Consider the following 14,047-nt stretch of genomic DNA (forward strand, 5'->3'; position numbering starts at 1 on the left):
TTGTGTTGGTCGTAAGTGTTTGTGTTTGTGTTTCCACGCTCGCAAATGGTTAGGTTGCGAGCGTTTGGACATCCTCCACGGATTTGTCTCAGAACGGTCGTAGTAAGTGACCCGGGCGGTCGAAGCGACTGCCTGTTGACACTGTGTTAGAGGAGATTTACATGGCAGAGGGCATCGTGAAGTGGTTCAACTCCGAGAAGGGGTTCGGCTTCATCGCTCCCGAAGACGGCAGTGCTGACGTCTTCGTTCACTACTCCGAGATCCAGAGTGGCGGCTTCCGCACTCTCGAGGAGAACCAGCGCGTGGCGTTCGAGATCGGTCAGGGCAACAAGGGCCCGCAGGCCACCGGCGTTACCATCGTCTAAGACGTCCATGTGAGTCGGGCAACCGACGCATGACGTACTGACAAGACCCCAACTCTTCGGAGTTGGGGTCTTGTTGCATTTTGGGTGAAAAGTGCTCTCACGCATCGAGATAACGCTGAGCGGCCACTGCGGTTTCGGCTGCGATCGCGCGGCATTCCTCGCGGAGTTCGGGTGGATTCACAACGGTGAAATCGACGTCGAAAGCCCTGAGCCACATTGCGATCGACCGTAGGGAAGTGCCCGAAAGCACAATGACGCAACGCCCTTCGTCGGTGGACTCCACTGATCCCCACTGCTCATTGACCATTGGTGCTATCTGCTCGATGGGTGCATGCAGTAGAACTGTTGCGCGCGTGGAGGAATAAGCCCGGGCGACGCCGCGCGAAACGAAGTCTGCCGCGCCACCGGCCGGTAGTTCCCGCGGCGTGAACCGCGGACCGGTGGGAATCTTGGGTTCCATCCGGTCGACGCGGAACGACCGCCAGTCTTCGCGAGATAGATCCCAAGCCACCAGATACCACCGAACACCCGACCGTACGAGCCTGTACGGTTCCACCTCGCGTCGGCTCTGGGTGCCGTCGTGAGTGCGGTAGTCGAATCTCAAACGCTCGTGGTTGTGGCATACGGACGCGATGGCGGACAGTACCGACGCATCGACTGCGCTCGCGGCGGGCTCGCGTGGCACGACGTCGATCGACAGCGACTCCAGACGGTGTCGCAGCCTCGACGGCATGATCTGCCGCAGCTTCGCCAGCGCGCGCATCGAAGCCTCGCCGATGCCGACCACAGAGCCGGTCGCTCCGGACTGCAAAGAGAGCGCCACCGCGAGCACTTCTTCGTCATCGAGCTGTAGCGGGGGCATCTCCGCGCCCGCTCCCAGGCGATATCCACCGCCGACGCCGACCGTCGCGTCGACTGGGTAGCCGAGATCGCGGAGGCGGTCCACGTCACGTCTGACTGTGCGCGGGGTGATCGCGAGCTTGTCTGCGAGTTCGGCACCGGACCAGTCTCGACGTGTCTGGAGCAGTGACAGCAACCGCAGTAGGCGAGCCGATGTCTCCTTCATGGCAAGAAGTCTGCCAAACATTTAGGACCCAATGCGTCCTCAATTGAATTTAGGTTGGTCCACATCCGACCAGTCGAGAAGAAATTGGGGCACATCATGAGTCGCATCAACAACGGCAGACCGATGATCGAGACGGAGGCGCTCACCAAGCACTTCGCCCAGGGCAAGAAACTCGTGGAAGCAGTCAAGGGCGTCACTCTCGACGTAGCGGAGGGCGAGTTGGTTGCCTTGCTTGGGCCGAACGGTGCCGGAAAATCGACGACGTTGCGCATGCTGACCACCTTGCTCGAGCCCACTTCCGGTACTGCGCGGATCGCAGGATTCGACATCGCTGCGGCACGAAACGAGGTGCGCTCCAGCCTCGGATACGTCGGACAGGGGAACGGAGCCGGCCACAACCAGCGGGTTCGCGACGAGTTGGTGACGCAGGGGTTGTGCTACGGAATGCCCAAGGGCGACTCGCAGGTCCGGGCCGACGAATTGCTGCGTGATCTCGAACTCACCGAGTTGGGTACTCGAAAGGTCAGTACGCTGTCCGGCGGGCAGCGACGGCGGCTCGATATCGCTCTGGGCCTGGTCCATCGCCCACCGCTCCTGTTCCTCGACGAGCCGACCACGGGCATGGACCCGCAAAGTCGAGCCAACCTCTGGGACCACATCCTGCGGTTGCGGCGCGAGATGGGCACCACGATCGTGCTGACCACGCACTACCTCGAAGAAGCGGATTCGATGGCAGAGCGGGTCATCGTCATCGACGAAGGCACTGTCATCGCGGACAACACCGCTGCCGCACTCAAGGCCGATCTTGCCGGAGATCATTTGTTGCTCACGTTCGACAACGCCGAAGCGGCCGCCATCGCGGCGTCGGTGGCCGAGCAACTTGTCACTGTGCGTGAGGTCACGGTCGAGGCAAGCTCGGTGAGTATCCGTGCCGGCGAGGGTGATTCGACGCTTCCGGTATTGCTGCGTGAAGCCGATGCCCGCGGCGCCCGCGCAGTCACTGCCGACATCACCAGGCCGACTCTCGACGACGTTTTCCTCACTCTCACCGGCCGCAGCCTGCGCGAGAGCGCCGCCGCGGTTGCTTCCTAGAACTACGACGAAGAACTACGACGAACAGGAATCCGCCATGACAATCACACTCGATACCCCACGTAGCGCGCACGGCAACATTGTTCGAGACAGCGCGATCGTGATGGGCCGTGAACTGCGGCCGATGTTGCGTGACCCGGTCAGCGTCATCTTCAGCCTCATCCAGCCGCTGATCCTGTTGGCCCTGTTCGGGCCTCTGCTCAAAGGGGTCCCGGGAACCGGCGACGGCGTATGGAATTGGTTCATCCCCGGTGTATTGGTGATGATCGCGATCTTCGGCACGACGATGACCGGTTCCAACCTTTTGATGGAGATGCAGCAGGGATCCCACGAGCGAATGTTGGTGACTCCGCTCAGACGCTCGTCGTTGTTGATCGGGAGAGCATGCAAGGAGATGGTTCCGCTTGCCGCGCAGGCGATTCTGATCATCCTTGTTGCGCTACCGCTCGGATTGGACGTCAATGCAGCGGGCGCTGCGCTCGGAATCGTCCTGCTGGGAGTGTTCGGCGTCGGACTCGGTGCGCTCTCGTACGCTCTCGCTCTGGCTGTGCGGGAGCAGGATTGGATGTTCTGGGTCGTTCAGCAGACGCTGATGTTCCCGCTCCTGATCCTGTCGGGAACCATGCTTCCGCTCGACGACGCACCAGGTTGGATGAAGGTCCTCGTGAATATCAATCCGCTCGGCTACGTCGTAGACGCCGAGCGGGCACTCTTTGCCGGTGACTTCGCGTCGGGCAGCGTTCTGGCAGGAATCTTCGCTGCCGTCAGCGTGGCTGTGGTCGGCCTGGGGATAGGCGTGCGCGCGGTGAAATAGCGTGGGTGTGCTTGCTGTCGGATGGGGTGCGGCGGTCGCAGGTTTTCGCCCAGGTGTTCGCAGCGCCTATTGTTGTTCCTTGTGCTCTCCGTCGTTCCTCGCCCCGTAGTTGTCCGGGCCCCGTCCAAGGTGAATCTCCACCTTGCCGTCGGGGACCTGCGAGACGACGGCTATCACGAACTGACGACCGTTTTTCAGGCATTGTCGCTGGCAGACACCGTCACGGTGGCGCCTGCGGACACCTTGACCGTGCGGGTGATCGGCGACGACGCCGCGGCCGTACCGACCGATCGCACCAATCTCGTGTGGCGTGCCGCCGAGATGCTGGCGGCCGAGGGTGGCGTGGCTTCGAATGTCGAGATCGTCATCGAGAAGGGCATTCCCGTCGCAGGCGGTATGGCCGGCGGGAGCGCCGACGCGGCAGCCGCGTTGGTTGCGCTCAATTCGTTGTGGAAACTCGACTTCTCGCGGCCTGATCTCGACGCCTTCGCGGCACGTCTCGGGAGTGACGTTCCGTTCTCGCTGCACGGTGGCACTGCCCTCGGGACCGGTCGCGGTGAACAACTTGTCCCCGTCTTGACGCGCCGCACCTTTCACTGGGTGTTGGCGCTGGCCAAGGGAGGCTTGAGCACGCCGGTTGTCTTCCGGGAACTCGACAAGCTTCGCGCCGAAGGCACACCGAATCGATTGGGTAACGCTGACGAGTTGATTCACGCGCTCACCACCGGTGACCCTCATGTGCTCGCCCCGCTGCTCGGAAACGATCTGCAGGCGGCAGCACTCTCACTCAACCCGGATCTACGACGGACGCTGCGAGCGGGTGTCGAAGCCGGAGCTTTGGCCGGCATCGTCTCCGGCTCCGGACCGACGTGCGCCTTTCTCTGCGCCGACGCACAGTCCGCGGTGGAAGTGAGCGCAGAACTTGCGGGAGCGGGGGTGTGCCGCACCGTTCGCGTGGCGAGCGGACCCGTTCCCGGAGCACGAATACTCGACAATGCGGCAAAGGGACAGCACTGATGGCGAATCTGATCAATCTGGAAAACGTGTCGAAGTCTTTCGGCGTCAAGCCGTTGCTCGACGGGGTCTCCCTGGGCGTGGAGGAAGGCGAGCGCATCGGTGTCGTCGGCCTCAACGGTGGCGGCAAGACGACCATGCTCGAAGTCCTCGCGGGTGTGGAGCAGCCGGATTCGGGACGCGTGAGCCGCGTCGGCGGATTGCGCATGGCCGTCGTGACGCAGCGCGGTGTGTTGCCTCCCGGCTCCACGGTCGGTGAAGTGGTCCTGGGGCCGCTCGGAGTGGCTCAGCACGAGTGGGCCGGCGACGCGCGCATTCGTTCGGTGCTCTCGGGTATCGGCATCGACAACTTGGGCGCCGGCGGCGAGCGGTCCGCATTGGACGCCAAGGTCGACGGCTTGTCCGGCGGTGAGCGTCGCCGCGTGGCTCTCGCTGCGGCTCTGGTTCAGGACCTCGATCTGCTGGTGCTCGACGAGCCGACCAACCACCTAGACGTCGAAGGTGTTCAGTGGTTGGCCGAGCACCTCGTCTCGCGTCGCAGCGCGCTTGTCGTCGTGACCCACGATCGCTGGTTCCTCGACACCGTCGCCACCCGCACCTGGGAGGTTGTCGGTGGCGGCGTCGAAAGCTACGAGGGTGGCTACAACGACTGGGTGTTCGCCCGCGCCGAGCGTTCGCGTCAGGCCGACGCTTCCGAAGAGCGTCGACGCAACCTTGCGCGCAAGGAACTCGCATGGCTGCGCCGCGGTGCGCCGGCCCGTACATCGAAGCCGAAGTACCGCATCGAGGCCGCGGAGGCCTTGATCGCTGACGTTCCGGCACCTCGTGACGCGGTGGCACTTGCGTCCTTCGCCCAGCGTCGACTCGGCAAGGTTGTCATCGAACTCGAAGACGCGCGTCTGGAGACCCCGGACGGCCGCGTACTCGTCGAGGATCTGACCTGGCGGCTCGCTCCGGGGGAGCGTGTAGGCCTGGTCGGTGTCAACGGCTCGGGCAAGACGACTCTGCTGCGGACGCTGGCCGGTGAACTCGAGCCGGCAGCAGGCAAGCGCATTCAGGGGCAGACCGTCCACATCGGTTGGCTCAAGCAGGAACTCGACGATCTGCCGACCGACATGCGTGTACTCGACGCGGTCAAGGACGTAGCCGAGCGAATCACGCTGGGGGACAAGGAAGTATCAGCCGGTCAGCTGGCTGAGCGGCTGGGCTTCACACCGGCGCGTCAGCGCACCCCCGTCGGCGATCTGTCCGGTGGTGAGCGCCGCCGTCTGCAGTTGACGCGTGTCCTCATGGCCGAGCCCAACGTTCTGCTTCTCGACGAGCCCACCAACGATCTCGACATCGACACGCTTCAGCAACTCGAGGATCTGCTCGACGGCTGGGCGGGCACCATGGTGGTCATCTCGCACGACCGGTACCTGATCGAGCGCATCTGTGACACCACCTGGGCTCTCTTCGGTGATCGCAAGCTCACCAACCTGCCGGGTGGTATCGAGGACTACCTGCGTCGACGCGCAGCGATGGGGGACGGCGACAACCCGTCGGTGGCCTCGACGGCGAGTGGTGCGTCGAAGAGCAAGCAGGTCCGCGACGGTGCCGCGGATCGCGCTGCACGCAAGGAGCTTTCGAAGCTCGAGCGGTCAATTGCGAAGTTCGACGACCGCGAGAAGAAGCTGCACGCTTCCCTCGCCGACGCAGCCACCGACCCGGACAAGCTGCAGAAGCTCGGGGCTGAACTCAAGCAGGTCATCGCGGACAAGGAAGCCGCCGAGGAGCAGTGGATGGAGCTGTTCGCCGAGCTGGACGGCTAGGGGAACTTCGCTCCGAATTTCTTGAAGATTCGCTCTGGATCCACGCTCTCCGGTGCTTGCTCGCGTAGCAGTGCGTCCAGAACGACCCCGTCCAGTGCTGCGACCAACTCCGTTGCATCGGACGAGGTCATGCCGCGTTCGACCAAGATGTCGACAAACCGATCCCGACCACGCACCAGTTCCACTGCGAGGTCGGGATCGTGGAATGACGCGATGATCAGTTCGTAACGCGCCCGGGTGCGGCCGGATTCAGGCCCCAGCCACCGGGACACTTGTTGCTTCGGTGTCTCGCCTGGGCGAGGAAGATCGCCGTCCAGAAGGTGTCGCACCACCTCGACTATCAGTCCACGTTGATTTGCGAAGTAGTGCCGTGCGCTGCCGTGTGGCACGCCTGCCTCGTCTTCGACGCCTCTCATCGACCAGGCCCGAAACCCAATCCGGCCCGTCTTCTTCGACATCCTGCTCGTGCTGTGTGTTGTTGCGATTGTGTGTTTTGCGGGGTATGTCTTCTATCGCGTGATATTGGACGACTAGGTGAATGTTGATGTACTTCAACAGGTCTCGAGTCTTCATGTTCCCGAAGTTGTCCGCTTTGTCTCTGGCTATCGAAAATATGTTCGATTAAACTTTCGGTATGGATAGTCGGGAAGCATGGCAGCTGGATGGTGAGGGCCTCAAGGGTGAGGTTCTGGATCTGGTGCGTGCCCGGCACGAGTTGCAGTCGCGGTTGGTGTTGCTGATCGTGGAGATGTTTTCCCGGGAGGTGCTCGGTGGGAAGGGTTTTCGGGCGATCGCGCAGTGGTTGCATGGTTCGACGAATCTGGAGATCGGTGAGTGCAGTCTGCTGGTCGGGTTGGCGCGGTTGTTGATGCTCGAACCTGTTGTGGGCGATGCGTTTCACCGGGGTGATGTCGATGCGTTGAAAGCGCGTCAGGTGGCGTCGTTTTGTCAGCATCCACCGAAGAACATGACCCTGGCGGATGTGGACAAGGCTCGCGGGATCTTGTTGGGGTTGGCGTCGAAGAACATCGCGGATTGTGATGCGGTGCGGGCGGCGATTCGGCGGATCGAGAAGCAGTACGGAAAACGCGAGGACGGTGTTCCGGTCGGCGAGGATTCCGAACGTAACGAGTTCTACGCCTCGAAAGGCCTGTACGGCAGAGTAACTGTGAAGGGCGACTTGGATGCTGTGAACGGGGCGCGTCTGATCACCTTGTTGTCGAGTCTGTCCGCTCCGACGCCGGAGAAGGACGGCGTGAAGGACACCCGCACGCCTGCATTACGGCGTGCGGACGGGTTTTGCGAACTGTTGCGCCGGTACGAGCGAGCGGGGTTGGGCCCGATCGAAGGCGGAGTGAAACCACACATCACGGTCACCGCCAGCGCGAAAGACATGACGGACCTGCAAGCTTTGAAAGACCTCCTGCCGTCCACTGAGGAACTCGGGTTTGCGTGGACGGATTGGGTGGGCCCGATCAGCATCGACACTGCCCGGATGCTGGCGTGCGACTGCACCGTCACCCGAATCCTCCTGGATGAGAATGGTGTTCCGCTCGACTGCGGTAAGGAAGCGAGAACAGCAACGGTGCCGCAGAGGCGGGCGTTGGCGGTTCGTGATGGTGGGTGTGCGTTTCCGGGGTGTGGGACGCCGTCGGGGTGGTGCGATGCTCATCATATTGTTCACTGGAATGATGGTGGTCCAACGGATCTCGACAATCTGATCTTGTTGTGCGGTCATCATCATCGGACGTTGCATCATACGGAGTGGCGGGTGGAGATCGGCCCGGATCGGAAGTCGGTGTTCTACCCACCGATGTCGGTTGATCCGCACCAGCATCCGATCGGCGGGAACAGTCCGCCCACCGCGGCGTGAATCGCGACAACTGAAGACGTGAGCGCCGGGGCACAAACATGCCCCGGTGCTCACGGCTGTCGACCGTCAGAACGTGAGCGTGAGCTTCCCGTTCTCGTCGCTGATATGAACGGTCCGCCCGATCGCCGCCGGGTTGTCACCGCGAAGCTGGGTCAGTTCGGCGGCATTCTCGGGACCGGTGTGACCGGCGACGCGGCCGCCGTCCGGCGTTGTTGCAATCACGAACCCGATCTCAGGTTCGCCAGTGCGACCGTATTCGACAGAGGCAGTGACGATTTCCGCAGTGCCCTGGTAATCGGTGATCAGTTCCGGAGCTTCCGCGGTCAAAGCACGTGCGTCGGGGTCACCGACGTACCCGTCGGCATGAGCGGCGGCCGACAGCAGTACGCAGTGCTGGTATGTGAGGAATCCACCGTTGGCGTGGACGAGGGCAAGGTTCGCGCCGTCGCGAATTCGCCTGGTGACTTCAGCGACGGAATGCAGGGTGTAGCTGTTGAGCGGTCCGCCGAAGAACGAGTGACCTCCGGTGACGCTTGGGATCGCAGTATCGGGAAGTCCGAGTTCGCGGATCAACAGCTTGGGCACGATCGGGAAGCAGCTGTAGGCATCTACGATGTCGAGTACGTCGGCGCCGACTCCGGCACCATCGAGTGTGCGATGTACGGCGTCATGCATCGCGGCCGAGCTGTCGAAGCTGTTGCGGCTGAGGATGTCCAACGGATCACTCGCACCAGCGCCGCCCCAGAGGTACACCAGTTTGCTTTCATCGATCCCGAACTCGCGGGCGGTCGACAACGAGCAGACGACAACGGCCGCAGCCTGATTGACGAAGGGCATGGCGTTGAGCATCAGCGGGTACGGCTCGGAGACCATCCGATTGCCAGGTCCGACGGTGCCGATCTCGTCTGCCGATCGGATCTCCGACGTCCAGGAGGCTGGATTCTTCGATGCCAGTTCCGAGAAGGCGGCGTACATCTTCGCGGACCAGGCGAGCGATTCGCGGGCGCCGTGGCCCTCGGCAGCACTGAAACAGTTCTCGAAGAGCGGGTAGACGCGCGTCGGCACGATGAAACCGGCGCGCTGCATTTCAGGGCTTCCCAGGTCGGCCGGATCGAATCCGGGAGGCCCACCGGGCGCAGCGGTCCACCCGATCGAGTCGGGAGCGACTCCGGACTTTCGCAGCGCGGTGCTGCTGGCGTGCGATTCGCCGCCCACGAGCAGAGCAGCCGAGGATTCACCGCGAGCGATGGCCGCGCCGATCCGATCGAGGAGTGCCGCCGGCCAGTGGCCACCGATCGGCGAGGTAGAGGTGACAGTGGGGGTCGCGCCTAATCGTGAGGCAAGCAGCCCGGGGAGATCGTCGTACGACCAGCTGACTGTCTTGATCGCGAACACGGAATCGATCTGTGTTCCCAGTTCAGCGTGTCCACTGTCGTTCAACGCGGCGACGGTGGCGTCGTGAATCAAGTCAAGAGGTTCGCGGTGCCCGTCGGCAGGATTCCAGCGCAGATCGCCGACGCCGACGATGACCGGGATTCGTGATGCGTCAACCATCATGTACCTCTCGTTGCCGACCCGTAGCCGGGAGTTGCAGTCACGATATCGGGGACCCCGGTATGTGTAACTCCGGGGTCACAGTCAACAATTTTCGGGTTCCTATTTAGGTATGCCTAACGAAAGTCCTATACTCGTCTTCATGACAGCTGTGGCAGAGAGAATTTCGGTGCCCGTGGGGCCGCGTTCCATCGATCACCCCTACTCGATGACAACGGTGACTCTGAAGCTCTCTCATCAGCGGCAGTGGGCCCCGCATCGTCATCCTGAACATGAGCTGATCTGGGGAAACTCCGGTGGAATGCTCACGGTTGTCGCTGACGGCATCACCTGGGAGGTGCCGCCTTCGGCCGGACTGTGGCTGCCTGCCGGGGCGTTGCATGCCGTGAAGGCGGGCCCAGGTACCGAGTTCTTCTGCACGTACTTCCGGCCTGAGGCGCACGCCGCGCCGTCGGGTGTTCCGGGCTTGTTCGGTGTCAGCGCTCTCCTGCGTGAGGTACTCCTGCACATGCATCGGCGGAACATGCCCGACGAGGCGCGCAGTCGCGCCGAGCGGGTGGCCTTCGACATGTTGCAGCCGCTCGAAGTTGCTGCGGTGGAGGTTCCGATGCCGACCGATCCGCGAGCGTTGTTCGTCGCCGAAGCGTTGGTCGCCAATCCGGCAGACCAGCGGTCGCTGTCCGAATGGGCGCTGACGGCCGGCGGTAGCGTCCGTACGCTGACGCGTGTATTCGCTCAGGGCACGGGAATGACCTTTGCACAGTGGCGAATTCAGGTTCGTGTCCGCGCAGCACTGACGTACCTGGCTGCTGGCGTGCCGGTTTCGGTTGTCAGTAGGCGGGTCGGATACGAAACTCCGAGTGCTTTTGTCGCAGTGTTCCGCCGGGTCACCGGCCGGACACCCGGCAGCATGATGAACAAGGGGAGCGTGGCTCCCGAATCGGTGCCGTATCTCCTGCACGCTTGAGTTGGGTTGCACCGGGCGGAAGTGCCCGGTGCAACCGTCGCGGTCAACGCCGCGGCGCGGACCACGCTTCCCACAGTTCCGCGTACCGACCCCCGAGGTTGACCAACTCGTCGTGAGAGCCGTGCTCGACGACGCGGCCGTCGTCCATCACCAGGATCTGATCGGCGTCGACGGCCTGTGAGAGTCGGTGTGCCACTGTGACAGCAGTGCGACCCCGGGTCAGGGCGAGAGCGGCATCGTCGAGGACCTTGGCTCCGGCGCTGCCCGCTTCGGCGGTCGCCTCGTCGAGAATCAGCAGCGGCGGATCCAGTAATTCGATTCTTGCCAACGCAAGTTGTTGGGCCTGTGTTGCGGTCAGCCGGTGTCCACCGTCTCCGACGACGGTTTCGAGTCCGTCCGGGAGTGCCCGCAGCCAATCGGAGGCGCCGACGGTATCGAGCGCTGCGATGATGTCGCTGTCGGTTGCCGACGGGTCGGCCAGCCGCAGATCCTCGGCCAACGTGCCGGCAAAGACGTGGACCTCCTGAGTCACGAGGGCCACCGCGCTCCGAGAGGTCGACGGTGGCAGTTCGTTCCGGGGCACCGTCCCGATCTTCACGACGCCTTCGGTCGGTTCGTAGGTCCCCGCGACCAGTTTTGCGACTGTCGATTTTCCGGCTCCGGTAGCGCCCACCAGCGCCGTGACGGTTCCTGCCGGAAGGGTGATGTGGATGTCTCGCAGAACAGGAGCGTCGCCGCTTCGGTACGAGAAGGTGACGCGTTCCAAAGACGCCGAGCTGTCGACAGGTTCCTGCGGATCGGTCGGTGCGGATGGCAGGGGCGCAAGGGTGACTCCGACCAGGCGAGCCAACGCGATTGTGCCTTCCTGCAATTCGTCGAACACGCTGAGAACCGCGCCCACCGGATCGAAGAGGCGGTGGAAGAACAGGGCTGCGGCGGTGGCGGCACCGATGCTGATCTGACCGTCCTTCACCAGCCAGAAGCCGGTGATCAGCACAGCGGACAGGCCGATGAACTCCGCGATGTTGAGCCGGCCGAAGAACCTGGTGCGTAGACGCGTGGTCAACAAGCTCAGGCGGACGGCGGCCATCGATCGAGATTCGATCTGTTCGAGATGTGGCTGGGCCAGGCGAAGCGATCCGACGGTGTCGGAGTTGCTCAGCGAGTCCAGGAGCTGTTGCGCACGTGCACCTTCTGCCTCCCTCTCCTCGCGGTAGACCGGTGCCGACCTCGAGAGGTACCAGCGCAGCGCCTGGATCTGGATGGGTGCCGCGATCACCGCGGCGACAGCCAATCGCCAATCGAGGCTACCCAATCCGATCAGCGTCAACACGATGGTCAGTGCCGCGGTGGCAAAAACCGGAAGGGCTTCGGATACGGCCCGAGTCACCAACCGCACGTCGCCGGTGATGCGGGAGACCAGGTCTCCGCGCCCGGCGCGTTCGACGTCGCTCTGGGGAAGATCGAGAACCCGGACGACAACTTCTTCGCGCAGGTCGGCGACAACACGTTCACCGACACCGGCAAGCAGGTAGTTGCTCACTCCGACGAGAAGGGACGAGGTAACCGCGATGCCGACCAACGCGAGAGTCAGTGTGCCGATGCGAGAGACAGCGTCGCCGTCTCCGTCGGTCACGGCGTCGACCATGGCGCCGAGGACCAGCGGTGTGAGCAGACCTATCGCGGTCGCGGCGGTCAGGGTGACGACTGCTGCGATCGCGGAGATCCGGTGGGGTCCCATCAACCGAAGTGCCGCGCGGCGCGCTTGTTTCGGTGTTGCGGTGGGGAGTAGTTCGTTCACAGCTCGATCACCCGATCGCAGATATCGAGCAGCACGGGGCTGCTGGTCAGAAGTATTGTGGCGTGCGCCCCGCGTACCTCGGCGATCCCGCGAGCAATGCGCGCTTCGGTGACGGAGTCGACGGCAGTGGTGGGATCGTGCAGCACCAGGACGGGCGCTTCGCTCGCCAGTGCCCTCGCCAACGCGATGCGCTGACGCTGTCCGCCGGACAAAGAATTCCCTTGCTCGGTGACTCGGGTGGCGAGGCCGAGCGGCAGTGCCGAGATCACTTGATCTGCGGCGGCAGCGGCGATGGCCTCGTCGTTGCGGCGACCGATCGGTGCGAGGGCGTCGATGTTGTCGCCGACTGTGCCGATGAACAGTGTCGCGTCGTGCGGTGCTGCCAGAACGTGAGTGCGAAGTTCGTCGATGTGCAGCTCGTGAATGGCGTTGTCGCCGAGATGAATTGTTCCGCTCGAAGGCTCGATTCGACGCGCCAGTGCGTCGACCAACGCATCCGCCCAAGCTGCATTCTCGGTGACGATGCCGATGATCTCGCCGCGTTTGACGTCGAGATCGACTGGTGATGCTCCGGCCAACACGACGTCACGCAGCGTCAGGAACTCCGAGTGATTCAGGGGCACAGGTTCACCCGCGGGAGTCACAGCCTCGGTGGTCCCGAGAAGTGCTGCGACGCGGTTGGCGGAAGCACGCGCCCGTGCCAGGCCGGCGCCGAAGTAGATGATGTCGATCAACGGACCGCGAAGGAACTGTGCCAGACCAACCACGGCAACGAATTCACCGACCGAGATGCTCCCGGACGCTGCCATCCGTCCACCCACGTACGCGATGACGGCGAGGAAAGCGCCGGCGATCGCAACATTGGCGGCGGAGTACATCGCTTGGTATCTCTGTGCGCGAAGGGTTGCTTCCAACGAAGTCCGGCTGGCTCCCCGATACCGCTGCGCTGCAGCATCTCCGGCGCCGATGCCGGAGAGGATTCGAAGTCCGGAAAGTAGATCTGCGGCCAGGGCACCGGCCTTGGCGCCCTGCCATTGATCGGTCTCGGCTCGGCGTTCGAGCGGTCGACTGACCACCTGCATGAGAGCCAGCACCGGGGGCGTACCGAGAATGACGAGCAGGCCGAGTGGCACCGAAATCACCAGCAGCGAGATCGCTGCGGTCAGTACTCCGCAAGCCGCGGCGAGCTTGGTGCTCAGCGTGTGGGTGAATCCGGCCACCGAACCCGCGTCGGACGTCGCGATCGAATAGACCTCGCCAGGCATGCGCCGCGGCGACATGCCGTGCGGATCGAGGCCTCGGCGCGCGATGTCCATCCGCAAGCGATGTGCACCGTGCTCGGTGACGGAATCGGAGATGCGTGCCGCGAAGCGCCAACTGAGCAACAAGCCGGTGAAGAGAATTCCGAGAACGAGGATCCACTTTCCGAGTGCGGCGGCATCGCTGGTCGCGACAGCACGGTCGATCACCGCACCGATCACCACCGGCACCAACGCTTCCGCGACCTGGTGGCCGGTGAAGCCGACGGACGCCGCCGCCAACTTGGCTCCGCGACCTTCGGAAGCGATCGCGCGTGTGATTACCTGGCGCGGCGTGATCGCCGGGCCGGTTGGGGGACCGTTTGTCTCGGCCGAAAGAAGTGGTGTCGAAGGCACTGGGTCCACGCTAGGGATCGTGGGCGGTAGTCAGA

Annotated in this window: 12 protein-coding genes; 7 read left to right on the plus strand and 5 right to left on the minus strand. The window is 63.4% G+C overall.

Annotation, left to right across the window (positions count from 1 at the left end; genetic code table 11):
* The first annotated feature begins 161 nt into the window (after positions 1-161).
* Positions 162-365 (plus strand): cold-shock protein, encoded by a 204-nt coding sequence (locus tag AC1DVN_RS11455; protein WP_003946232.1) that lies wholly within the window; start codon positions 162-164, stop codon positions 363-365.
* A 97-nt stretch (positions 366-462) separates the two neighbouring features.
* Here the strand turns inward: AC1DVN_RS11455 and AC1DVN_RS11460 are convergent, their stop codons facing one another.
* Entirely contained in the window at positions 463-1,431 is a 969-nt protein-coding gene (locus AC1DVN_RS11460) for a helix-turn-helix transcriptional regulator (RefSeq protein WP_019744696.1), read from the minus strand.
* A 96-nt stretch (positions 1,432-1,527) separates the two neighbouring features.
* Here AC1DVN_RS11460 and AC1DVN_RS11465 point away from each other — a divergent pair, with 96 nt between their 5' ends.
* The 4 genes from AC1DVN_RS11465 (at position 1,528) to AC1DVN_RS11480 (ending at position 6,162) form a co-directional block, all read left to right on the plus strand.
* The gene (locus tag AC1DVN_RS11465) at positions 1,528-2,523 is read left to right on the plus strand and encodes an ABC transporter ATP-binding protein (protein WP_019744695.1); all 996 of its coding nucleotides are present in this window, start codon (positions 1,528-1,530) and stop codon (positions 2,521-2,523) included.
* 37 nt (positions 2,524-2,560) lie between these two features.
* Positions 2,561-3,337, plus strand: a complete 777-nt coding sequence (locus AC1DVN_RS11470; RefSeq protein ID WP_019744694.1) for an ABC transporter permease — start codon at positions 2,561-2,563, stop codon at positions 3,335-3,337.
* A gap of 81 nt (positions 3,338-3,418) precedes the next feature.
* Positions 3,419-4,354 (plus strand): 4-(cytidine 5'-diphospho)-2-C-methyl-D-erythritol kinase, encoded by a 936-nt coding sequence (locus AC1DVN_RS11475; protein WP_047888461.1) that lies wholly within the window; start codon positions 3,419-3,421, stop codon positions 4,352-4,354.
* Entirely contained in the window at positions 4,354-6,162 is a 1,809-nt protein-coding gene (locus tag AC1DVN_RS11480; RefSeq protein ID WP_003946255.1) for an ABC-F family ATP-binding cassette domain-containing protein, read from the plus strand. Before AC1DVN_RS11475 ends, AC1DVN_RS11480 begins: the two co-directional genes overlap by 1 nt.
* Here the strand turns inward: AC1DVN_RS11480 and AC1DVN_RS11485 are convergent.
* The gene (locus tag AC1DVN_RS11485; RefSeq protein WP_050768616.1) at positions 6,159-6,578 is read right to left on the minus strand and encodes a TetR/AcrR family transcriptional regulator; all 420 of its coding nucleotides are present in this window, start codon (positions 6,576-6,578) and stop codon (positions 6,159-6,161) included. The two genes, AC1DVN_RS11480 and AC1DVN_RS11485, sit on opposite strands and share 4 nt — an antisense overlap.
* A gap of 218 nt (positions 6,579-6,796) precedes the next feature.
* On the opposite strand from AC1DVN_RS11485, the gene AC1DVN_RS11490 reads away from it, so the two are divergent.
* The gene (locus tag AC1DVN_RS11490) at positions 6,797-8,035 is read left to right on the plus strand and encodes an HNH endonuclease signature motif containing protein (RefSeq protein ID WP_477846235.1); all 1,239 of its coding nucleotides are present in this window, start codon (positions 6,797-6,799) and stop codon (positions 8,033-8,035) included.
* Between the two features lie 66 nt (positions 8,036-8,101).
* Here AC1DVN_RS11490 and AC1DVN_RS11495 read toward each other — a convergent pair whose 3' ends face one another.
* A complete protein-coding gene (locus AC1DVN_RS11495) occupies positions 8,102-9,592 on the minus strand; it encodes an acetyl-CoA acetyltransferase (RefSeq protein WP_070795925.1) in 1,491 nt (496 codons plus the stop codon).
* Positions 9,593-9,731: 139 nt separating this feature from the next.
* On the opposite strand from AC1DVN_RS11495, the gene AC1DVN_RS11500 reads away from it, so the two are divergent.
* On the plus strand, positions 9,732-10,556 hold the full coding sequence (locus tag AC1DVN_RS11500) for a helix-turn-helix domain-containing protein (protein WP_003946247.1): 825 nt from the start codon (positions 9,732-9,734) through the stop codon (positions 10,554-10,556).
* Positions 10,557-10,599: 43 nt separating this feature from the next.
* Here AC1DVN_RS11500 and AC1DVN_RS11505 read toward each other — a convergent pair whose 3' ends face one another.
* Together AC1DVN_RS11505 and AC1DVN_RS11510 are read right to left on the minus strand one after the other, a co-directional pair.
* Positions 10,600-12,357 carry an ABC transporter ATP-binding protein gene (locus AC1DVN_RS11505; protein ID WP_477846234.1) on the minus strand — a complete coding sequence of 586 codons (1,758 nt, stop codon included), beginning with the start codon at positions 12,355-12,357 and terminating at the stop codon, positions 10,600-10,602.
* On the minus strand, positions 12,354-14,012 hold the full coding sequence (locus tag AC1DVN_RS11510; protein WP_477846233.1) for an ABC transporter ATP-binding protein: 1,659 nt from the start codon (positions 14,010-14,012) through the stop codon (positions 12,354-12,356). Before AC1DVN_RS11510 ends, AC1DVN_RS11505 begins: the two co-directional genes overlap by 4 nt.
* Positions 14,013-14,047: the final 35 nt, after the last annotated feature.

It is taken from the genome of Rhodococcus sp. P4_E4 (genome assembly GCF_056401575.1).